General features: G+C 60.2%; 19 protein-coding genes, 1 tRNA gene, 2 rRNA genes and 3 pseudogenes (1 of these 25 cut by a window edge). 13 read left to right on the forward strand and 12 right to left on the reverse strand.

The features are described from left to right. Position 1: 1 nt before the first annotated feature. Positions 2 to 486, reverse strand: a pseudogene (locus M1E10_RS23545) (Csu type fimbrial protein). 438 nt (positions 487 to 924) lie between these two features. Here M1E10_RS23545 and M1E10_RS23550 point away from each other — a divergent pair. Continuing rightward, positions 925 to 1047 (forward strand): annotated as a pseudogene (locus M1E10_RS23550) (transposase); the annotation flags it as partial. Between the two features lie 215 nt (positions 1048 to 1262). Here the strand turns inward: M1E10_RS23550 and M1E10_RS23555 are convergent. Next, positions 1263 to 2150, reverse strand: coding sequence for a LysR family transcriptional regulator (locus tag M1E10_RS23555; RefSeq protein ID WP_499175203.1), 888 nt, complete (start codon positions 2148 to 2150; stop codon positions 1263 to 1265). 44 nt (positions 2151 to 2194) lie between these two features. On the opposite strand from M1E10_RS23555, the gene M1E10_RS23560 reads away from it, so the two are divergent. Continuing rightward, on the forward strand, positions 2195 to 3046 hold the full coding sequence (locus tag M1E10_RS23560; RefSeq protein WP_499175204.1) for a ketopantoate reductase family protein: 852 nt from the start codon (positions 2195 to 2197) through the stop codon (positions 3044 to 3046). Positions 3047 to 3245: 199 nt separating this feature from the next. On the opposite strand, the gene M1E10_RS23565 is transcribed toward M1E10_RS23560, so the two are convergent. Together M1E10_RS23565 and M1E10_RS23570 are read right to left on the reverse strand one after the other, a co-directional pair. Next, entirely contained in the window at positions 3246 to 3773 is a 528-nt protein-coding gene (locus tag M1E10_RS23565) for a GNAT family N-acetyltransferase (protein ID WP_499175205.1), read from the reverse strand. Between the two features lie 180 nt (positions 3774 to 3953). Next, complete coding sequence (locus M1E10_RS23570; RefSeq protein WP_499175206.1) at positions 3954 to 4703, reverse strand: SDR family oxidoreductase; 750 nt, start codon at positions 4701 to 4703, stop codon at positions 3954 to 3956. A gap of 473 nt (positions 4704 to 5176) precedes the next feature. On the opposite strand from M1E10_RS23570, the gene M1E10_RS23575 reads away from it, so the two are divergent. From M1E10_RS23575 to M1E10_RS23590, 4 genes are read left to right on the forward strand one after another with little or no spacing between them, the layout of a single operon-like run. Then, entirely contained in the window at positions 5177 to 5932 is a 756-nt protein-coding gene (locus tag M1E10_RS23575) for an SDR family oxidoreductase (protein WP_499175207.1), read from the forward strand. Then, entirely contained in the window at positions 5929 to 6534 is a 606-nt protein-coding gene (locus tag M1E10_RS23580) for a glutathione S-transferase family protein (RefSeq protein WP_499175208.1), read from the forward strand. Before M1E10_RS23575 ends, M1E10_RS23580 begins: the two co-directional genes overlap by 4 nt. Positions 6535 to 6558: 24 nt before the next feature. Beyond that, a complete protein-coding gene (locus M1E10_RS23585) occupies positions 6559 to 7023 on the forward strand; it encodes a carboxymuconolactone decarboxylase family protein (protein ID WP_499175209.1) in 465 nt (154 codons plus the stop codon). Continuing rightward, positions 7007 to 7882, forward strand: coding sequence for a sigma-70 family RNA polymerase sigma factor (locus M1E10_RS23590; protein WP_499175210.1), 876 nt, complete (start codon positions 7007 to 7009; stop codon positions 7880 to 7882). The genes M1E10_RS23585 and M1E10_RS23590 overlap by 17 nt, the downstream gene beginning before the upstream one ends. 201 nt (positions 7883 to 8083) lie before the next feature. On the opposite strand, the gene M1E10_RS23595 is transcribed toward M1E10_RS23590, so the two are convergent. The 5 genes from M1E10_RS23595 to aztA all read right to left on the reverse strand — a co-directional run bounded on the left by M1E10_RS23595 (position 8084) and on the right by aztA (position 12247). Next, positions 8084 to 8368 (reverse strand): hypothetical protein, encoded by a 285-nt coding sequence (locus tag M1E10_RS23595; RefSeq protein ID WP_499175211.1) that lies wholly within the window; start codon positions 8366 to 8368, stop codon positions 8084 to 8086. Continuing rightward, positions 8365 to 9435 carry a CobW family GTP-binding protein gene (locus M1E10_RS23600; protein WP_499175212.1) on the reverse strand — a complete coding sequence of 357 codons (1071 nt, stop codon included), beginning with the start codon at positions 9433 to 9435 and terminating at the stop codon, positions 8365 to 8367. Before M1E10_RS23600 ends, M1E10_RS23595 begins: the two co-directional genes overlap by 4 nt. Positions 9436 to 9564: 129 nt before the next feature. Next, positions 9565 to 10566 carry a metal ABC transporter substrate-binding protein gene (aztC, locus tag M1E10_RS23605; RefSeq protein ID WP_499175213.1) on the reverse strand — a complete coding sequence of 334 codons (1002 nt, stop codon included), beginning with the start codon at positions 10564 to 10566 and terminating at the stop codon, positions 9565 to 9567. An 18-nt stretch (positions 10567 to 10584) separates the two neighbouring features. Further along, on the reverse strand, positions 10585 to 11409 hold the full coding sequence (gene aztB, locus M1E10_RS23610) for an ABC transporter permease family protein (RefSeq protein WP_499177291.1): 825 nt from the start codon (positions 11407 to 11409) through the stop codon (positions 10585 to 10587). A 34-nt stretch (positions 11410 to 11443) separates the two neighbouring features. Then, positions 11444 to 12247, reverse strand: a complete 804-nt coding sequence (gene aztA / locus M1E10_RS23615; RefSeq protein ID WP_499175214.1) for a metal ABC transporter ATP-binding protein — start codon at positions 12245 to 12247, stop codon at positions 11444 to 11446. Positions 12248 to 12334: 87 nt separating this feature from the next. Here aztA and urtA point away from each other — a divergent pair, with 87 nt between their 5' ends. The 7 genes and pseudogenes from urtA (at position 12335) to M1E10_RS23650 (ending at position 18823) form a co-directional block, all read left to right on the forward strand. After that, positions 12335 to 13516: an urea ABC transporter substrate-binding protein gene (gene urtA / locus M1E10_RS23620; protein WP_499177292.1), complete on the forward strand. Its 1182-nt coding sequence runs from the start codon at positions 12335 to 12337 to the stop codon at positions 13514 to 13516. An 81-nt stretch (positions 13517 to 13597) separates the two neighbouring features. Next, positions 13598 to 14524, forward strand: coding sequence for an ABC transporter permease (urtB, locus tag M1E10_RS23625; protein ID WP_499175215.1), 927 nt, complete (start codon positions 13598 to 13600; stop codon positions 14522 to 14524). 10 nt (positions 14525 to 14534) lie between these two features. Beyond that, positions 14535 to 15668, forward strand: coding sequence for an urea ABC transporter permease subunit UrtC (gene urtC, locus M1E10_RS23630; RefSeq protein WP_499175216.1), 1134 nt, complete (start codon positions 14535 to 14537; stop codon positions 15666 to 15668). 13 nt (positions 15669 to 15681) lie between these two features. Next, on the forward strand, positions 15682 to 16434 hold the full coding sequence (urtD, locus tag M1E10_RS23635; RefSeq protein ID WP_499175217.1) for an ABC transporter ATP-binding protein: 753 nt from the start codon (positions 15682 to 15684) through the stop codon (positions 16432 to 16434). 9 nt (positions 16435 to 16443) lie between these two features. Continuing rightward, positions 16444 to 17133: an ABC transporter ATP-binding protein gene (gene urtE / locus M1E10_RS23640; protein WP_499175218.1), complete on the forward strand. Its 690-nt coding sequence runs from the start codon at positions 16444 to 16446 to the stop codon at positions 17131 to 17133. Between the two features lie 48 nt (positions 17134 to 17181). Then, a pseudogene (fmdA, locus tag M1E10_RS23645) lies at positions 17182 to 18415 on the forward strand (formamidase). Between the two features lie 75 nt (positions 18416 to 18490). Continuing rightward, a complete protein-coding gene (locus tag M1E10_RS23650) occupies positions 18491 to 18823 on the forward strand; it encodes an FmdB family zinc ribbon protein (RefSeq protein ID WP_499175219.1) in 333 nt (110 codons plus the stop codon). Positions 18824 to 19138: 315 nt separating this feature from the next. On the opposite strand, the gene M1E10_RS23655 is transcribed toward M1E10_RS23650, so the two are convergent. From M1E10_RS23655 to M1E10_RS23665, 3 genes are all read right to left on the reverse strand, one after another. After that, positions 19139 to 19215, reverse strand: a tRNA-Met gene (locus M1E10_RS23655). Between the two features lie 76 nt (positions 19216 to 19291). Further along, positions 19292 to 19406: ribosomal RNA gene (rrf, locus tag M1E10_RS23660) — 5S ribosomal RNA — on the reverse strand. Between the two features lie 252 nt (positions 19407 to 19658). Further along, a 23S ribosomal RNA gene (locus M1E10_RS23665) occupies positions 19659 to 22207 on the reverse strand; it runs 252 nt beyond the window's last position.

The raw sequence follows: 22207 nt of genomic DNA on the forward strand, positions 1-22207 counted from the left end.
TTCAGTAGGTGAGAGTGACGGTGACGGTATCCGTGTATGTGCCGGCAGCAGGAGTATCCTGCAAGGGAACCCGGCCATAGACGGTGTATGTCTGGGCAGCACCACTGCCGCTGGCACTCATCGTGTTGGTGTTGACGGTATCGCCCCAGACCAGGCTACGCCCGCGTCCGTGTAGAGCGAATAGCCGACGGTCGAGGAGCTCGGGCCCGTCATCACGCGTGACGCGACCGTCGCCCCCGCACCTAGTCCTTCATTCAAGCCTATGTGGTAAGGTGTGCCGCTGGTGCACTGGACAACGATCGAGCTCGCCACGTCACGATTTCCCGCGATGACGCCGGTGGAGCCGAAATCCAAATTGCCGGCCGAATTGATCTGACAATCCGACGTAATGGTCATCTGGACGTTGAACTGCGACGTTGCGGTTTGGGTCAGCGCCGGTGCTGCGGCGAGGAAAATCGCAGCGAATGCGCCACCTGACAGGATCATTATGGGTTTCACGTTTTCTAGCCTCCTACGCCGGAGCTGCAGCACCCTCGACCGCAGCAAACATCAGAATACTCTAATTCAACCAATATCAAAAATATAAACTCAACCGAAGGGTGAATTAGCATATGTGATATTTGCTAATTGAACAGCAGATGACACTGCTTCGCGCGCGCAATCGAACGATGATCACATCCGGATGTGTCTCGTGTTCCTGAGGAGTAGGACACGCGAGCGCCGCCGGCGCTGAGATCCTCTGACGGACAGCCGCCACACTTTCTTCTGGAGCTGCGACTGATGGAGGAAGGCAGACGCAGCACTCCGGATATCATCAGGCCAATCGACGTCTACTCAGCACCCTAGGCAGAACGTATGACGACCGGCGACTTGAACCACTGAAACTCCCTTGGAATCGGGAGACGGACGATTGGAGCGTTTACGCGCAAGCACGGCATCTCGGATGCGATTTTTGACAAATGCAAGGGGAAGTATGGCGGCATGGACGTGTCCAATGCCCGCAAGCTGAAGGCGTTCGAGGATGAGAACGCCAAGCTGAAAAAGCTCCGCCGTCTCCATTGCGAGGAGAAGCTCACAGTGCGCAAGCGCAGCGGTCGAAAGCAGGCCTGCCTTGGAGACGAGACGTTCGTTGGATCTGCCATCGTCGCGTCCCGACGAGCGTCTGAGCCTGGACTTCGTGTTGCTTGTTCGCCTAGCCCCGCCAGCGCCGACCAGACCGTACGTGTTCGGCTAAATCAACAATGTTCGCCAGAAAGCCGCACTCAGCGCAAAGCGCGAATGTAGCTTTCAATGGATTTCACAGCCGCGCGAAGATGCGGTGCACTGCGCAGGTCGCGGTGGTAGACAAGATAGAGGGGCTGGGTCGGCCCTGCGCTCTCGGTGGTGAGGCGGACCAGATCGGCATGTTGCTGCTCCTGCTCCACCAAAGCAGCCAAGCCCATGCCTTGGCGAACGGCCTCTTTCACTGCGTCCATCGAACTCGACCGCAAGGCGAAGCGGATGGCCCCCAGCTGCACCATCCAACTCTCCTGGGGTAATTCCTTCCACCGGGTATCCAGTCCAATGAAATTATGAGCTGCAGCATCCTGTTTCCGAAGCCGTCGATCCGGCAACCTGCGGCGGGCGTAGTCAGCCGAAGCGAACAGGGAGAAACGCAGCGTCGCAACTTGTTTCTGGACCAGGAGGGTCGACGTCGAACGGACGAGCCGCAGCGCAATATCCGCTTCCCGTTTTGCCACGTCGGCCATCCTGTTTTCGCCGACAAGCTCGATGTCGATACGCGGATGTTCGCGATGAAAGGTCATCAGTGCTTGGGCGATGGCTGCGGCCAGGCCGTCCGGCACGGAAACCTTGATCGTACCGGCGACGAGTTGCTTGTCCCGCTGCTGCGCAAGTAAGCCGTGTTCGAACCCCTCTGCCAGTTGCACCAGGCGCACCGCGGCAGGGGCCAGTTCCGCGCCCTTCTGATCACGGTGGACCAGCTTCGCACCGACAGCCGACTCGAGCGCGTCCAGGCGCCGGCCGGTGGTCGACGTCGAAAGACCGAGCAACCGGCCAGCGCCGAGCAGGCTGCCGGCACGATGGACAGCCAGCAGCACACGCAGATCATCCCACGATATGTTTTCCATAAACGGTAATCGGCTTTCCATGTTTTTCCATTTTCAGAATATCCACGTCGCGCTATCATGGCGATATGAAAATCATCATCTTAGGCGCTGGCCGAATTGGAAGCGTTTTTGCTTTCCATCTTTCTCAGACAGGACATGACGTCACGGTCGTCGCGCGCGGCGCCCGTCTCGAAGCGCTGATTAGTGACAAAGCAATTATCACCGTCGATGGCCAGGCCGCGCCTGTCGACGCCGTCCCGTGCGTTGATCCGACGGAACCTTATGACCTGGCTATCGTCACAGTGCCGGAACATCAGATTCAAGCCTTGTTGCCGCAATTGCAGAACAGTGCTGCAAAGACGATATTGCTCATGTTCAACACGTTCTACGGCACTGAGAGATATAGCGATGCTCTCGGTTCCGGGCGTCTGACGGCTGGTTTCCCGAACATGAAAGCGTTCCTTGAAAACGACCGGCTAAGTCACAAGGTCGACGGGCCCGGTATGGTCACGACGCTGGCACGTCCGGATTTGGCTGAGGTTTTCAAGGAAGCGGGACTGCCGACCGAGGTGGAGCCCGACATGAATGCCTTCTTGCGCAGCCATGTCGCAATGACCGTGCCATTCTTCGTAGCCGGGCTTTGGACATGGCAACGCAGGGAGGCGCTGACATGGGCCGAGGCGAGAAAGCTTGCTTTGGCCTTGAAGGAGGGCGCGACTGTTGTACGGAACATGGGACACGTCTTGCGCCCGCGCTTCTTCGCGGTGCTGTCGCGTCTGCCGTCACCGTTACTGACAGCCGCTGTTTGGCGATTCAGCAGGTCTCCTTCGGTCAGGGATTTGGGAGAGTTCGGGCCGACTGAGACGCGCTGGCTGATCGACGCCGTTGGTAAGCTTTCAACGACTGCGATACCGCACTTGCTCGCAGTACGCCCTTAAGGCGCATGTAAGAAGCACAATGTCCGCTTCCGATTGCGTGGTCATCTGGTCAACCATCGACGACGCGGGCACAGGCAACATCACGGCCAGAAGGCATGTCCGTTTTACGGCGCATAGGGGGGTGGCCTCTGCGCCGGAAATGAAGGCGCGAAGCTGTCGCGAATGAGGCTCTTGCCTGGACCACGAGGCTGGCGCTGAGTTATTTGGCTACGCTGCGCTGAAGCATAATCATCGGTTCGCCCCGATAAATTGCCTCGCCGAATGCGGCGTAACCCAACCGCCCTGCCATCTTGCGGGAAGACGTGTTTTTCTCATGAATAAGGCATACCGTGCGGCACTCGAGCATGCGATCTGCATACCATCCGTGAGCAGCGTCGGCCGCTTCAAATGCAAGGCCAAGACCATGTACTCTTGATGAGAACGTCCAACTGGCTTCCCCGAAATCATCGAAGTTTTCACCAAGGCCTCTGCAAACGTTAGCTAGCCCTGTTTCACCAATGTAGTCGCCGGTGCTTTTCTCGATTACGGCGAATATTCCGTATCCCAACAGCGACCAGTGGCCGGCGTAGCGCAACACGCGATTCCACGCGTCCTCCGCCGAGAAGGCTTGCCCACCCAGGAAGCGAGTAACGACTGGATCAGAACACATTGCCAGATACGGCTGATAGTCCGCCAACGAATAGGGACTTAGCGTCAACCTCTCGGTTTCGATCTTTTCGGTGTTCATCTTCGATGACTGTCCCGTTGGGCTAACGTTTTCCATGCCGGCCGCCTAACATCGCGATGGCCGTGATTGGCGCATATCGATCACACGCCCTGAACTCGCTCCCGGTAAGCGCACTCCGGCCGAGTGTCGTCAAGCGCCTTTGCCGCGCTTGACGACATAGTGTGTACGGTTTTCGCTTAGCTATTTCACTGCGGAGTTTCCACCGTCTGCGAACAATGCAGAACCGGCAACAAAACTTGACATGGAACTGGCGAGGAACAGGGCAGCTTGGGCAATCTCTTCCGGCTGCGCTATCCGTTTCATGGCGTGCAGACCTGCTGCCCATTCCTTCTGCGCTTCATCGCCAGCCATCGCAGTATCGGAGCCGCCGGGCAGGAGTGCATTCGCCCTCACACCCCTGCTGGCATAGTCGGCGGTGATCCCCTTCACGAGCCCCATCAGTCCCGCCTTGGACGCTGCGTAGGCCCCCATGCCGGGAAGACCGACACTGGTGCCGACGAAACTGGATGTGAATATGATGGAGCCACCGCCCCTTTCCAGGAGAAGGGGGATCTGACTGCGACTTGCAACGAAAGCTGAGGTGAGGTTGGTCGCAAGTGTTTCTTGCCATTCTGACAAGGTGACCTCTGCGAGTGGCTTTATGGGTCCGACCGTCGCTGCATTGTTGAAAGCGATGTCCAAGCCACCAAAAACTCGCACGGCGTCAGCAACCAGTTCATCGTGAGTGTCCGGTAGGCCTACATCGCCAACCACCAGGTGAACACGTCCACCCTGAGCCCGGATTGTCTCAGCGACTTTTTCTAAGCCTGATTTTCCGCGAGCGTTCAAAACCAGGGCAGCACCTTCAGCGGCGAACAGCATCGCTGTGGCGCGGCCAATCCCTGATGATGCACCCGTTACAATAGCGACTTTGTCTTGCAGCATTCCCATGGTCCACTCCTTGTTGGAAGCTCCGACATACGCATTGGGCCAAGCAACCCGCCACCCGATTCCTGCAGACGGCCACGCTCTGCGCCTACAAGGCACAAACGCTTTCGGCAGCCCCCCGTCGACTATAGTGGCGGCTTGTCACAGCTCACGACGCTCCCCCAACAGCGCAAGACCAGCGCGGAAAAGTTCCCTGTGTGGTTCTCCATGAATTGCATCGGCGCTTAAAGCTCGCCTGAATCCGCGAGCCTTGTTCATCGGCCTTGTCGGCTCTTCGGAGCGTTTGGCTACGCCTCCGAATGAGCCATTGGCCTCCCCTTCGACTGGATGACGGGTCTAACCGCGCAAGACGTGCCGGCAGAACCTGAAGGCTGCGAAGACACCTCGGTGTCGACAGAATTAAATCCATCACTCGATGTCACGTCGGCGTCTCTTGTCTCGTCTTGTTCGTGAAGCATCCCAAAGGAGCCACGACCATGAAAATCGTCATCATCGGCGGAACCGGCCTGATCGGGTCCAAGACCGTCGCAAAGTTAAGAGAACGCGGCCATGAGGTCATTGCCGCTGCACCATCAACCGGCGTCGATACGATCACGGGCGCTGGTCTCAACGCAGCACTCGCGGGAGCATCGGTCGTCATCGACCTCGCCAACTCGCCCTCCTTCGAGGACGTCGCTGCGATGGAGTTCTTCCAGACCTCGGGCCGCAACCTTCTGGCTGCCGAGAAGGAAGCCGGCGTCGGGCACCACGTTGCATTGTCCGTGGTCGGGACAGCAAAACTGCAGGCCAGCGGCTATTTCCGCGCCAAGCAGGCGCAGGAAGATCTGATTGCAGCCTCCGGCATTCCCTACACGATCATCCATTCGACGCAGTTCTTCGAGTTCATGGGCGCTATCGCGCGCGGGGCAACGCAGGGCAACGAGGTGCGGCTGTCGTCGTCGCTGATCCAGCCGATCATCTCCGACGATGTGGCCGAGGCAGTGGCAGACATGGCCCTGGCGGCGCCTGTGAACGGTCTGGTCGAAATCGCCGGCCCGGATCGTCAGCCGCTCGACCGCATGGTCGCGCGCTTCCTCTCCGCAGCGCATGATCCGCGTGTCGTCGTGACGGATCCGGCATCGACCTATTTCGGCGTCCTGCTCGATGAAACGTCGCTGGTGCCCTCAGGGCCCGCCAGGATCGCCGCCACCACCTTCGAGACATTCCTGCATCGCGGCGAGCTGAGGGCATGAAGCGGATGAAGCTCTATTACGCGCCGGGCGCCTGCAGCCTGGCCGATCACATCGCGCTGCATGAGGCGGGACACGCGTTCGAGATCGAGCGCGTCGACATCCGCACGCACATGACGGAACACGGCATCGACTTCAGAACCGTCAGCGCCAAGGGTTATGTCCCCGCTCTCGTTCTGCCCGACGACCAGCTTCTGACAGAGAACATCGCCGTGCTCGATTATCTGGCGACGCTCTACCCGCAGTTGGCGCCGGCGGGACCGCTCGGTCGCAGCCGGCTGATCGAGGCGCTTTCCTTTATTTCGACCGAGTTGCACCGCGCATTCAAGCCGATGTGGCATGGCGGATCGGAGCGCGAGCGCTCTCACGCGGCTGAAACAGTAACAGGGCATCTTCGCCTGATGTGCGATGCCATGAAGAGCCCGTTCCTGTTCGGAAAGGAACCGACGGTCGCCGACTTCTACCTGTTCGTCATGCTGGTCTGGGCAGAACGCTTCAACATCGAGGTCCCGCAACAGATGGTCGAACTGAAACGGCAGATGCTCGAGCGTCCCGCCGTGCGCGCTGCGCTGCAAGCCGAAGCTCCGGTTAGAACCGAAATCTGATACACCCTTCAAAGGAGATCCGTCATGGTACCCCGCATAGCCGAGCCCTTCTCATTGGCCGCCGCCGGCATCAAGGCCATGTATGCCGTCGAAGTTGCCATCGCGGCAAACCTCGACAAGACCATATTGCACCTCGTGAAGCTGCGCGCATCGCAAATCAATGGCTGCGCCTTTTGCCTTCACATGCATGCCAAGGCCGCCCGTGCCGACGGCGAAACGGAGATGCGGATCTATCTGCTCGACGGCTGGCGTGAGTCCTCGCTCTATTCCGCCCGCGAACGTGCAGCCCTCGCCTGGACAGAGGCCCTCACCAACGTCGCCCGGACCGGCGCGCCGGACGAGGACTATGCCCTGGTGGAGGCTGCCTTCGACGAGGCAGAACGCGTGAACCTGACGCTCGCGATCGGTGCTACCAACCTGTGGAACAGACTCCAGGTCGGCCTTCGTGCCGTTCATCCGCAAGAGGAAAGCAATGGACAGGTTGCCTGAAGCGACCAAAATATTCGAGGCGCAGCGGCCACGGTTGCTGCGTCTCGCCTACCGGATGCTGAGTTCGGTTTCCGAGGCCCAGGACGTCGTGCAGGATGCCTGGCTGCGCTGGCAGCGCGTCGACCTGTGGGAAGTGCAAAACCCATCCTCCTTTCTCAGTCGGATCGTCACCCGGCTCTGCCTCGACGCGATGAAATCGGCACGGGTGCGTCGAGAGACCTATATCGGGAGCTGGCTGCCCGACCCGCTTCCAGAACCGGACGACGAACTGCGGGCCGACAACCTCACGCTGACACTGATGCTCGCGCTCGAGCGGCTTTCGCCCCTGGAACGGGCGGCGTTCCTTCTGCACGACGTCTTCGATACACCGATGGACGAGATTGCCTCGATCCTCGATCGTGACGTCGCGGCGGTCCGGCAACTGGCCTCCCGTGCCCGGCGCAACGTGCAGTCCGATACGCCTCGCTATCCCGTGGCGCGCGGCGAAGGCGAACGGATCGCTACGGCCTTCCTCGACGCGACGCGAACCGGCGATATCGGAGGCCTTCGGACGCTCCTCGCCGAGGGCGTCAGGATCGTGTCTGACGGGGGCGGCAAGGTCTTGGCCTTTCCAAACGCCATTGCCGGGATGGACAGGGCCTTGCGGCTCTACGGGGGCCTGTTCCGTAAGTACGGCGACGTCGAAACCCTTGTGCGCACAGTCTGGATCGACGGTCTTCCGGGCTACATCAGCCTATACAACGGTACCCTCCAGACGACGTCGTTCGAGATCGAGGACGGCCGGATACTGGCGATCTACAAGACCCGAAACCCGGACAAGCTGGCGCATATCTCCGCAAGCAGCCGGGTCGGCCACTGAATCGTGACCCGCAATCTGTCAGCTATCCTGATACGGGCATGAAAAAGGTGTGCCATCGCTCCCAACCGAGCGTGGTATGAACGCCGAAGGGAAGTCCAAACCGCAAAGCGGCGGCTCGGTGTCGGGCCGGCTGCAGACTGTCCGCTGGTAGCGCACCGCTTGAAGAAGCGGACATCGTCAGTGATCCCAAAGGCAACCTCGTCATCTTGTGTCTTTCGTGAGGTGTGCGCCCGCGTCGATGTCTTCCCTGGTGACATCGAGCACGGCCTTATGGATCGACACCTGTACCGTCTGATCCCCGAACATCATCAGGATCACTGTCTCCTTCGGCGGACATCCGGGCACGTGGCAGGCAAGTTCGTTTACGGATACCACCGCGTCATCGGAAAGACCAAAAAGCTCGCGCGCCCAGGCTTTGATCTCGCGTGCCCTGCCAAGGACACTGGCAGAACCACGCGAAAGTGGATTGACGAACGGCGCGCTCATCTTCGCCTCCATTGTTTCCTTGCCGCACGTGGCGCCAGCACTTCGAAGAGGTCTCGGATCGGCTTGATCGGCATGTCCTGGCCAATGAGCACCACGCGGCTTGTGCGATTGTCGTCCGGCCACTGTTCCAGCCGCAGAGGCGGATGGAGCCTGTGCTGCACGGCATGGGCGACGAGCGGACGATCAGGATCGTCCGTGAGTGCGAATATGCCCTTCATGCGAAGGAGGCCGGAACTGATGTTGGTCGTCACGATGTGAAGGAACATCTCCACAGCCTGTGGAGACAGCGGCACATCATGGCTCAAGCTGATGGCTTCGATCTCATCGCCATGCCGGTTCGGGTCGTGAGCATGGTCGGGGTGCTGGGCAAGCCGTTCCATCGCGAGCCATCCGGGAACGTCCTCGGCCTTTCCGGAGATCGTGTAGTTGCCCTGTCCGAACAGCACCGGCAACTGGAAGCCCGGCTTGTGACGGTCGTGGTAGCAAGTAGAAGGATTGAGAACACCAAGTTCAGCTGCCCAGTCCCGCTGTTGCGTCGTCAGATCCGTCTTGGTCAGGATGACATGATCGGCGAAAGCGAGCTGCTTCCAGCCTTCCAGGAAACCGTCGAGCGTTGCCCGTCCGTTCAGGACATCGAAGGCGGTGACCACACCCGCAAGATGGAAATGGCGCGCCACCGCATGGTCCCGAAGCGCCATGGCCGGCGCACCGCCAGGGATAATGCTGTTGATGATGGGCGCGGGATCGGCAAGGCCGGTCGTTTCGATGACCACGCGCGCAACCGGCGGAACCTCACCCCGCAGCCGCGCTTCGTGCAAGTCGGACAAGGACATTCGTATGTCGCTCGAGGCGGTGCAGCAGATGCAGCCGGTGGTGGTGCGGACGTAGGTCTCCGACCCTTTTCGCACCAGATCATGATCGATCGGAACCGTGCCGAACTCATTGATGATCACGGCAGTGCCCGCCATCTGCGGATCGGCCAGGATCTCGTTGAGCAGGGTTGTCTTGCCGGATCCGAGAAAGCCGGTCAGCAAGATCACCGGCACGGAATCGTAAAGACGCCTCACATCAGGCTCCTGTAGAATTTCACACGCCAACTTGCGCCGATTGAACAGCCCGCCAAACATCCAGGAACCCGCATTACATTGTCGCTGATGAGGGGCCCGCCCGGCCGTTCGCCAGGCGGGCCAGCCGGATCAGCGGCCGACGATAGCGGACGTGATCGTGTTCACATTGTATCGAAACATGTCGATGTAGGTGGACGCCTGGCCGTCTTCGCCCGAGAGCGCGTCGGAGTAGAGCGTGCCACCGACGGTGAGGCCGGTTTCCGATGCGATCTGCTCGACAAGGCGCGGATTGGCGATGTTTTCGACGAAGATCGCCGAGGCCTTGTCCTCCTTCACTTGATCGATGAGCCTGGCCACATCCGCCGCGGATGCTTCTGCCTCTGTCGAAACCCCCTCGGGGGCAATGAAATTCAAGCCGTAGTCACGCTCGAAATAACCGAAGGCATCGTGCGAGGTGATGATCGTGCGCTTCTCGGCAGGAATGGCCTCGATGGCGGATTTGATCTCGGTCTCCAACTCGGCGAGCTTTACCAGATAGGCTTGCGAGTTGGTCGTGTAGGTGGCGCAACCGGCCTTGTCCGCTTCGCAGAAGGCGTCCGCGATGTTCTTCACATAGGTCTCGGCATTGTGGATCGACTGCCAGGCGTGGGGATCGAACTCGCCATGGTGATGATGGCCTTCATGACCGTGATCATCGTGGCCGGCTTCGGCATGGTCCTCGCCTGCGTGATCATGGCCTGCCTCGGCCGCCTCGCCCTCGTGCTGCTCATGCTCTTCTTCGGCGTTCTTCAGAGGCTCGATGCCCTTGCTGACTTCCACCACGGCGGCCTGGGTGCCGCTGGTCTCGATCAGCCGCGACATGAAGCCTTCGAACTGCAGACCGTTGACGAGGACGACGTCCGCGCCTTCCAGCGCTGCGGCATCGGCCGGGCGAGGCTGATAGACATGTGCGTCGCCGTCGGGACCGACGAGCGAGGAGATCTCGACGCGGTCGCCGCCGACATTCTTGGCGAGGTCGGCAATGATGGAAAAGCTCGCGACCACTTTCAGTTCTGCGGCAGATGCGCTGGATGCGATACCGCCGATCACCAGGATGCTGGTGCAGGTGGCGAGACGTAGGGTTCTGAACATGGGAAACTCCTTTTGTTATCAGGCTGTCTTGTGGCGACCGGAGACGAAGAGGCTGGCGAGCACCCCCCGGCGGCCGACCAGTGCGGAAAAGAGGTAGAAGGCACCGGCGATGAAGATGATCGCAGGGCCGGAGGGCATGGATGCGTGGTAGGACAGCAGCAATCCGCAGACCGAGGACAGCATGGCGATGGCGACCGCGATGACGCAGAGGCTGCGAACATCGTTGGACCAGAAACGGGCACCGACCGCCGGCAACATCATCAAGCCGACCGACAGAAGCGTTCCCAAAGCTTGAAAGCCGCCGACAAGGTTGAGGACCACCAGCACGAGAAACAGCAGGTGGACCGGCCCGCCGATGCGGCTAACCGACCGCAGGAACAACGGGTCGAGGCATTCGGCGACCAGCCCCCGCCAGAACACCAGCAGTATCGCGTAGGTGAATACGGCGATCCCGACGATCAGGCTAAGCGCCTGGTCATTGAGCGCCAGGACCGATCCGAACAGGACATGCATCAGGTCGACGCTCGATCCGCGCCACGACACGATCAGGACGCCGACGGCAAGCGAGATGAGATAGAAGGCTGCCATCGAGGCATCCTCCTTCTGCACCGTGAAACGCGAAACGAGCCCCGAGCCGAGGGCAACGAGCAGTCCGACAGCAAGCCCCCCGACGGTCATCGGGATGATCTCGAGGCCGAAGAACAGGAAGCCCAGCGCGGCGCCCGGAAGAATGGCGTGCGACATGGCATCGCCGGTCAGGCTCATCCGCCGCAGCATCAGGAACACGCCGACCGGCGCGCAAGTAATCGACAGGATCAGCGACCCGAAGAGCGCTCGTTGCATGAATCCGTATTGCAGGAAGGGACCGAACAGATAATCAAACAAGGCGGACCACCTTCTTGTTCAGGGTTTCCGCCTCGAGATGGACATGCCCGTGATCCGCTTCGGGCAGCCGCTCCTCGCACCAGCCGGCGTTCTCGTCCCAGGCCTCCTGGAACCCCCTCGCCCGCACCAGATTGTCGGGCGTCATGACCGCCGCCGTTTGTCCCCAACTCACGAGCTTGCGCGCGAGCAGCATTGTTTCCGGAAAATGCTCATGCACCAGCGAATGATCGTGCAGGACGCACAAGACGGTTCGTCCTTCGGCAACCCAGGCCTTGATGAGCGCGATGAGGTCGCGGATGGTCCGGTCGTCAACGGCGTTGAAGGGTTCGTCGAGCAGGATCAGATCGGCATCCTGCAGCATGGTGCGCGCAAACAGCGCGCGCTGCATCTGCCCGCCGGACAGGCTGTCGATCGGTCTTTTCTCGAAGCCGGCAAGACCGACGGCCTTCAAGCAACCGGACAGATCCGCCCGATCGCCGGGGGTCATCCGCCCAAGCAGGCCACGCCGCTGCCAGAAGCCCAGAGATACAAGATCGATCACCCGGGCGGGGAAGCTGCGATCCAGCTCCGACTGTTGGGGAAGATAGGCAAGGCGCTTGAATGACGATGCGCATGTGCCGCTCATCGGCCGCAGAATGCCCGAAATTCCCTTGAGGAGCGTCGACTTCCCCGATCCGTTTGCCCCCACGACAGCCGTCAGCGAGCCGCGCTTGAGTGCACCGCTCAGATGATGAATGGCGGCATGGCCCTGATAGCCCAGGGTGAAGTTATCGAGTTTCAGGCAAATGTCGCTCATCGCATCCTCAGGGATTGACAGCGACTGCTTAGGTAATGTTATTACGTTCGTCAACGGAAAACGTTACGGTATAACGTACGGTTCGACATCGGATCCGATGCGCCGTCCAGGAGAGGCCCATGTCACAGCAGAAGTCAGAACCCACGGGGGCTCGCTGTCACCGACGATACCGTGAAAGTCGGCATCCTGCACTCCGTCACCGGCACCATGGCGATCAGCGAGACCGGCTCGGTGCAGGCCGAGAAGCTGGCGATCGAGCAGATCAACGCCATGGGCGGCGTGCTGGGCCGCAAGATCGAGTTCATCCAGGAAGATGGCGCCTCGGACTGGCCCACATTCGCCGAGAAGGCGAAGAAGCTGCTGGTCCAGGACAAGGCCGCAGCCGTCTTCGGTTGCTGGACGTCCGCCTCGCGCAAGGCCGTGCTGCCGGTCTTCGAGCAGTACAACGGTATGCTCTACTATCCGACATTCTACGAGGGTCTGGAGGAAAGCCCGAACGTCATCTACACCGGCCAGGAAGCCACCCAGCAGATCCTTGCCGGCATCGACTGGGTCGTGAAGGAGAAGGGCGCGAAGTCCTTCTACCTCCTCGGCTCGGACTATATCTGGCCGCGCACCTCCAACAAGATCGCCCGCAAGCACATCGAAAAGCTCGGGCTCGAAGTGGTCGGCGAGGAATATTATCCGCTCGGTCACACCCAGTTCAACTCGGTGATCAATAAGATCAAGCTGAGGAAGCCAGACGTCATTTATGCGATCGTCGTCGGCGGCTCCAACGTCGCCTTCTACAAGCAGTTGAAGGCCGCCGGCATCGATCTTGCCAAGGAAAAGCCTCTGCTCCTGACGATCTCGGTGACGGAGGACGAAATCCTCGGCATCGGCGGCGAGAACATGGCCGGCGCCTACGCCATGATGAAATACTTCCAGAGCCTGGACAACGACAACAACAAGGCCTTCGTCGAAGCCTTCAAGAAGATGTGGGGCGACGACATCGTCATCGGCGACGTCACCCAGGCGGCCTATCTCGGTCCCTGGCTGTGGAAGGCCGCCGTCGAGAAAGCCGGCTCCTTCGACATCGACAAGGTCAGGGCAGCCTCGCCGGGCATCGAGCTCACCACGGCGCCGGAGGGCTACGTCAAGATCCACGAGAACCATCACCTCTGGTCCAAGGCCCGTGTCGGCCATGCCCAGCTCGATGGCCAGTACAAGGTGGTCTACGAGACGAGCGACCTGATGGAGCCCGATCCCTTCCCCGAAGGCTACCAGTAAGCCTCGCCTGACGCTGCCCCTCGGCTCCGGGCGGGCAGCGTCCTTTCTCCTATCCAACGACTGCGAACCGGCGAGGCCACGATGATTGGCGACTATACCTTCGGCGAATTCAGTTCGATCCTGGCCATGCAGGGCTTTGCGGGCCTCAGCCTGTTTTCCGTGTTCGTGCTCATGGCGCTCGGCCTGGCGATCATCTTCGGACAGATGGGCGTCATCAACATGGCCCACGGCGAGTTCATGATCCTCGGCGCCTATGTCACCTACCTCTGCTCGCACCTGGTGACGACCTATGTGCCGGTGCTGTTTCCGGTCTACTTCTTCGCCGCCATGGTGCTCGCCTTCTGCGCCTCCTTCGCGCTGGGGGTTCTGGTCGAATGGGCCCTCATCCGGCATCTCTACCGGCGCCCGCTCGACACGCTTCTCGCCACCTGGGGCCTGTCGCTGATCCTGCAGCAGCTCTACCGCTCCGTCTTCGGCGCCCGCGAGGTGGGCGTCACGCTGCCGGACTGGATGATGGGATCGGTGGCGCTGACTGACATGATCGAGATCCCGATCAACGGCCTTTTCGTCATGGGGCTGACGATCCTGATCGCCTTCGGCGTCTACCTGATGATGGCCCGCTCGACCTTCGGCAAGCAGGTGCGAGCCGTGCTGCAGAACCGGGTGATGGCCGGCGCCGTCGGCATCAACACCAAGCGCGTCGACCGGCTGACCTTCGGGCTCGGCTGCGGCATCGCCGGGATCGCCGGTGCGGCCTTCACGATGATCGGCTCCACCGGCCCCACCGCCGGCCAGCTCTACATCGTCGATACCTTCCTGGTGGTCGTCTTCGGCGGCGCCGGCAGCCTGATCGGCACCATCGCCTCCGCCTTCACCATCTCGCAGGCCCAGTCGACGATGGAATTCTTCATGAGCGGGTCGATGGCCAAGGTCCTGACCCTGCTCACCGTCGTGGGCATCCTGATGCTGCGCCCGCAAGGCCTGTTCACTCTCAACATCCGCCGCTGAGGACCAGCCCATGACCTCCGATACCCAGCTTTTCAGACCCCGCGAATGGCTTGCTCTCGCCCTTCTCGCCGCCATCATCCTGATCGTCATCCCGATCGGCGTCGACACCTTCCGCCTGAACCTCGTCGGCAAGTACCTGACCTATGCCTTCGTCGCGATCGGCCTCGTCTTGTGCTGGGGTCTCGGCGGGATCCTGAGCCTCGGCCAGGGCATCTTCTTCGGGCTCGGGGGCTATTGCATGGCCATGTTCCTGAAGCTCGAGGCGTCGACGCCGGAGGCCACGAAGATCCAGTCGACGCCGGGCATTCCGGACTTCATGGACTGGAACCAGATCACCGAACTGCCCTTCTGGTGGCAGCCGTTCCATTCGCTCAGCTTCACGCTCGTCGCCATCGTCGCCGTGCCTGCGATCTTCGCCTACATCATCGGCGCGGCGATGTTCAAGCGGCGCGTCGGTGGCGTCTATTTCGCCATCATCACCCAGGCCGTCGCGGCGATCCTCACCATCCTCATCATCGGCCAGCAGGGGTATACCGGCGGCGTCAACGGCATTACCGACCTGCGGACGCTGCTGGGCTGGGACATCCGCACCGACGACGCAAAGACGGTGCTCTATTTCGTCAACGCCGTGCTTCTGATCGCCTGCCTCGTCGCGGCCCAGTTCGTGCGCGTCTCCAAGTTCGGCCGCCTGCTGGTCGCCATGCGCGACCGCGAGGACCGCGTCCGCTTTTCCGGCTATGACGTCGCCAACTTCAAGATCTTCATCTTCTGCCTGGCGGCGGCCTTCTCCGCCATCGGCGGAGCGATGTTTACCCTGCAGGTGGGGTTCATGTCGCCCTCCTTCGTCGGCATCGTTCCGTCGATCGAAATGGTCATCTTCTGCGCGGTCGGCGGACGCATGTCGCTGTTTGGCGCCGTCTATGGCGCCCTTCTCGTCAACTTCGCCAAGACCACGTTTTCCGAGAGCTTTCCCGAGCTCTGGCTGTTTGCCATGGGTGGGCTGTTCATCGCGGTCGTCATGGCCTTCCCGAACGGGCTTGCCGGCGTCTTCCGCGATCATGTCGAACCGGCACTTCTGAAGCTTGCACAGCGCCTGCCCCTCTGGCGTGCCGGTGGCGTGCCCCTTTCCTCCTCCGCCAAGTGAAGGGCTTTCAACCATGGATCCCAGCGCACCTGCCGATTTCCTCCTCAGCGTCGAGGGCCTGACGGTCTCTTTCGACGGCTTCAAGGCCGTCAACGACCTCTCCTTCTATGTCGATGAGAACGAGATCCGAGTCATCATCGGCCCCAATGGCGCGGGCAAGACGACCGTCCTCGACCTGATCTGCGGCCGCACCAGGCCGACGGAGGGCTCGATCCGCTTCAAGGGCCAGGAGCTGACGGGCATGCGCGAGCACGAGATCGTCCATGCGGGCGTTGGTCGCAAGTTCCAGAACCCGTCGATCTACGAGGACCTGACGGTCTTCGAGAACCTCGAGCTGTCCTTCCCTCGCGGCCGCAATGTCTTCGGCGCGCTGTTCTTCCGCCGCGATGCCGAGGTCCGCGACCGGGTCGAGGAAGTCGCCGAGATGATCTTCCTGAAGGAGCACCTCGACACCGAAGCCGCGATCCTCAGCCACGGTCAGAAGCAGTGGCTGGAGATCGGCATGCTGCTGATCCAGAGCCCGAAGCTCCTGATGCTCGACGAGCCGGTCGCCGGCATGAGCATCGCCGAGCGGGTGAAGACGGCCGAACTGCTCAACACCATCATCCGCAACCAGTCGGTGATCGTCATCGAGCACGACATGAAGTTCGTCGAGGACATCGCCCACCGCGTCACCGTGCTGCATCAGGGCAAGGTGCTGTCGGAGGGCACGATGGACCGCGTCAAGCACGACCCCAAGGTCGTCGAAGTCTACCTCGGGCACTAGGAGACCGCCATGCTCGCAGTCGAAAACCTCCACGTCGCCTATGGCCAGAGCGAGGTCATCCACGGCCTCGACCTCTCGCTTGCCCCCGGCGAGATCGTCGCCATCATGGGTCGCAACGGCATGGGCAAGACGACGCTGATGAAGTCGCTGATCGGCATCGTCCCCTCCACCATGGGAAGGATCCACATCGGCAGCACGCCGATCGAGACGATGGACAGCTACCAGCGCGTCGGCGCGGGTCTCGCCTATGTGCCGCAAGGGCGCATGATCTTCTCGGCCATGACGGTGAAGGAGAACATCGAGACCGGTCTCACCGTCACCGGCGACACGGTCGTGCCCGACCACATCTACGAGCTGTTTCCGGTGCTCCTCGACATGAAGAGCCGCCGCGGCGGCAATCTTTCGGGCGGGCAGCAGCAGCAGCTGGCGATCGCCCGGGCGCTGGCCTCCCGGCCCAAGGTGCTGATCCTCGACGAACCGACCGAAGGCATCCAGCCGTCGATCATCAAGGAAATGGCCCGCACCCTTTGCCGCATCCGCGACGAGATGGGTCTCTCGATCCTGGTCTCCGAACAGGTGCTGAGCTTCGCGCTCGACATGGCCGACCGGGTGCTGGTGATCGAGAAGGGCCAGATCGTCCACCAATCCCCCCGCGACGGCATCGACGAGCAGAAGGTCTCGGCCTTCCTCTCCGTCTGACCGGCAACCGACACTCAATCAACGCACCACCCAAGGAAGGAGAACAGCATGCCCGAGACGCTCATCAAGGTCGACCTCAGCGAGTCCGCCCACAGCAACGAGAAGATCCACAACCGCTGGCATCCCGATATCCCCATGGCCTGCTGGGTCGAGCCGGGGGACGATTTTCGCATCGAGACCTATGACTGGACCGGCGGGCAGATCAAGAACGACGACGATGCATCGGACGTGCGCGACGTCGACCTCAGCCAGGTGCATTTCCTCTCCGGCCCGATCGGCGTGAAGGGCGCGCAACCGGGCGACCTGCTGGTGGTCGACATCCTCGACATCGGCGCCTTCGACAACAGCCTCTGGGGCTTCAACGGCTTCTTCTCCAAGAAGAACGGCGGCGGCTTTCTGACGGAGCATTTTCCAGAAGCGCAGAAGTCGATCTGGGACTTCCACGGTATGTTCACCTCGTCGCGCCACGTCCCGGGCGTCAAATACGCAGGCCTGATCCACCCCGGCCTGATCGGCTGCCTGCCGGACCACAAGATGCTGGAGACGTGGAACACCCGCGAGAAGGCGCTGTTCGATACGGATCCAGCCCGTGTGCCGGCGCTGGCGACGCTGCCGGACGGCGGCCCGAGCGCCCACATGGGCAGCCTCAAGGGCGAGGCACGCGACAAGGCGGCCGCCGAGGGCGCACGCACGGTCCCGCCGCGCGAGCATGGCGGCAACTGCGACATCAAGGACCTGTCGCGCGGCTCGAAGATCTATTTCCCGGTCTACGTCGACGGCGCCGGGCTCTCGATGGGCGACCTGCATTTCAGCCAGGGCGACGGCGAGATCACCTTCTGCGGCGCCATCGAGATGGCGGGCTGGCTGCACATCAAGGTGACGCTGATCAAGGATGGCATGGCCAAATACGGGATCAAGAACCCGATCTTCCGCCCCTCGCCGATCACGCCGAAATATGACGACTACCTGATCTTCGAGGGCATCTCCGTCGACGAGGGCGGCAAGCAGCACTATCTCGACGTGCACATCGCCTACCGCCAGGCCTGCCTGAACGCCATCGAATACATGACGAAGTTTCGGCTACACCCGCGCCCAGGCCTATGCCATCCTCGGCACGGCCCCCGTCCAGGGCCATATTTCCGGCGTCGTCGACATCCCCAATGCCTGCGCCACCCTCTGGCTGCCGCTCGACATCTTCGAGTTCGACATGAAACCCGGTGCGGACGGACCGAAGATCTTTCTTGACGGCAAGATCGACGTGCCGCTCGCGCCTGACCTTTGATCCTGCCGAGCGTGTCGAGGCGGCGAGCGCTGCCGTCTTCGGCACGCCGTGGAATGCCATCATCTGGAGCCAGCCATGCCCTATTACGACTATCGCTGCGATGCCTGCGGAACGTTTACCGAGCTGCGCCCGATGGCGCGCTCGGCCGAACCCTGCGACTGCCCAGGCTGCGGCCAACCCTCAGACCGGGCCTTCCTCACCATGCCCTTCGTTCCCGGGATGGAAAGGAGCACAAGACTGGCACTTCAGACGAACGAGAAGGCCAGGCATGAGCCCAGGATGTCGAAAAACCTCAGTCACGCACCCGGATGCGGCTGTTGCAAGGACCCATCGAAATCAAAATTGATCTATCGCCCTAATGGCGAAAAGACATTTCCCTCAGCGCGCCCCTGGATGATCAGCCATTAATCAGGTCCTGGAGTGCCCCCGTCGTGTCGGACACATCGGTCAAAGCAGGTCCTGCTCAACTCGTGTCTTGCCGGACGTCTGACGTAATACCAGCCGGCAGCCCTGCAGATCCATGGCTTATCGCCGACATCATGGCGTCGATGGAGGCGATCGACATGCTGGGGCAGCAGTTCCTGGCCGCGGCTCAGGACGACTTCATGGCTCGATCGCCACCGTCATTGCGTCGATGAACGTTTGGGGATCTCGACGGCGAGCACAAACGCAAAAAGCCCCACGTGAGGGGCTTTGTCGTCAAATGCATTTGGACTGTTGATTTGGTTGCGGGGGCAGGATTTGAACCTGCGGCCTTCAGGTTATGAGCCTGACGAGCTACCGGGCTGCTCCACCCCGCGTTATTGGTTTTATGTTTTGGGTCTTTTGACCGAGATCTGTTTTCGTTGAGAAGATTGTTTTGATTGCCTTTAGCAGACCTGGCAGCGACCTACTCTCCCGCGTCTTAAGACGAAGTACCATTGGCGCTGGGGCGTTTCACGGCCGTGTTCGGAATGGGAACGGGTGCGGCCGCCCCGCCATGACCACCAGGTCGGCTAAGGGCAATCCACCGATGCGGCTACGCATGGGTGATGTGTCGAGAAGCTGGTTTTGTTTAGAACACGTCGGTTTGTTCTTCGATGGCCTGGAGGAGTGCTTTGGGCACCCATACAGGCCGATAGGCCGTCGCGCCGAGTGGCGCGGGGCCGTCCGCAGCCTAGCATCCGAAGGATGCGTCAGCGTCAGGACAAAGAACGGCATCATCACCGCGCCGAAGGCGCGTTGATGAGCATGGTCAATGAGAACGATCAAGCCAATCGGGCTATTAGTAAGGCTAAGCTTCATGCATTGCTGCACGTCCACACGCCTCCTATCAACGTGGTCGTCTTCCACGGCCCTGATAGGGAACACTCGTTTTCAGGTTGGTTTCCCGCTTAGATGCCTTCAGCGGTTATCCATTCCATATATAGCTACCCTGCTATGCCCTTGGCAGGACAACAGGTCCACCAGAGATATGTCCATCCCGGTCCTCTCGTACTAGGGACAGATCCTGTCAATATTCCTACACCCACGGCAGATAGGGACCGAACTGTCTCACGACGTTCTGAACCCAGCTCACGTACCGCTTTAATTGGCGAACAGCCAAACCCTTGGGACCTGCTCCAGCCCCAGGATGCGATGAGCCGACATCGAGGTGCCAAACAACCCCGTCGATATGGACTCTTGGGGGTCATCAGCCTGTTATCCCCGGCGTACCTTTTATCCGTTGAGCGATGGCCCTTCCACGCGGGACCACCGGATCACTATGACCGACTTTCGTCTCTGCTCGACTTGTCAGTCTCGCAGTCAGGCGGGCTTATGCCATTGCACTCGACGACCGATTTCCGACCGGTCTGAGCCCACCATCGCGCGCCTCCGTTACTCTTTCGGAGGCGACCGCCCCAGTCAAACTACCCACCATACACTGTCCCGGATCCGGATGACGGACCGCGGTTAGACATCCATGACGATAAGGGTGGTATTTCAAGGATGGCTCCACGAGAACTGGCGTCCCCGCTTCAAAGCCTACCACCTATCCTACACATGCCGACACGAATGCCAGTGTAAAGCTATAGTAAAGGTGCACGGGGTCTTTCCGTCTGACCGCAGGAACCCCGCATCTTCACGGGGAATTCAATTTCACTGAGTCTATGTTGGAGACAGCGGGGAAGTCGTTACGCCATTCGTGCAGGTCGGAACTTACCCGACAAGGAATTTCGCTACCTTAGGACCGTTATAGTTACGGCCGCCGTTTACTGGGGCTTCAGTTCAGAGCTTGCACCCCTCCCTTTAACCTTCCAGCACCGGGCAGGCGTCAGACCCTATACGTCGTCTTTCGACTTCGCAGAGCCCTGTGTTTTTGATAAACAGTCGCTACCCCCTGGTCTGTGCCACCCCAAAATACTTGCGTAAAATGGGGTCACGCTTCTTCCGAAGTTACGCGTGCAATTTGCCGAGTTCCTTCAACATAGTTCTCTCAAGCGCCTTGGTATACTCTACCTGACCACCTGTGTCGGTTTCGGGTACGGTCTATATTGGTGGAGCTATTTCCTGGAACCGCGTCCCTGCACAATCAATCCAATAAGACTGTACAAGTTGAGCAATCCGTCACTACCACCAGGCCCACGAATATTAACGTGGTTCCCATCGACTACGCATTTCTGCCTCGCCTTAGGGGCCGGCTAACCCTGCTCAGATTAACTTTAAGCAGGAACCCTTGGTCTTTCGGCGAGGGGGTCTCTCACCCCCTTTATCGTTACTCATGTCAACATTCGCACTTCCGATATCTCCAGAGGCCCTCACGGGTCCTCCTTCACAGACTTACGGAACGCTCCGCTACCACATACACGTTAAGTGCATATCCTCAGCTTCGGTGCATGGCTTTAGCCCCGTTACATTTTCGGCGCAAAGACCCTTATTTAGACCAGTGAGCTGTTACGCTTTCTTTAAATGATGGCTGCTTCTAAGCCAACATCCTGGTTGTTTTGGGATCCTCACATCCTTTCCCACTTAGCCATGACTTGGGGACCTTAGCTGGAGGTCAGGGTTGTTGCCCTCTTCACGACGGACGTTAGCACCCGCCGTGTGTCTGCCGACTAGTACTCCTCGGTATTCGGAGTTTGGTTAGGATCAGTAAGACGGTGAGTCCCCATAGCCCATCCAGTGCTCTACCCCCGAGGGTATTCGGTCGACGCTCTACCTAAATAGATTTCGCGGAGAACCAGCTATTTCCGAGTTTGATTGGCCTTTCACCCCTAGCCACAAGTCATCCCGATCTATTGCAACAGATATGGGTTCGGTCCTCCAGTTGGTGTTACCCAACCTTCAACCTGCTCATGGCTAGATCACTCGGTTTCGGGTCTAATGCAACGAACTGAACGCCCTATTCAGACTCGCTTTCGCTACGCCTACACCTACCGGCTTAAGCTTGCTCGTTACACTAAGTCGTTGACCCATTATACAAAAGGTACGCAGTCAGGCTTTCGCCCTCCTACTGTTTGTAGGCATCCGGTTTCAGGTTCTATTTCACTCCCCTTGTCGGGGTGCTTTTCACCTTTCCCTCACGGTACTTGTTCGCTATCGGTCATGCACGAGTACTTAGGCTTGGAGAGTGGTCTCCCCATGTTCAGACAGGATTTCACGTGTCCCGCCCTACTCAAGGACAATGAGTGTTCTACGCCTACGGGGCTGTCACCCACTATAGCCAGGTTTTCCAACCTGTTCAGCTTTATTCCTCATTGCCACTGGCCTGGTCCGCGTTCGCTCGCCACTACTTACGGAGTCTCGGTTGATGTCCTTTCCTTCAGGTACTTA

This window comes from Rhizobium sp. PK7-22 (assembly GCF_056530405.1).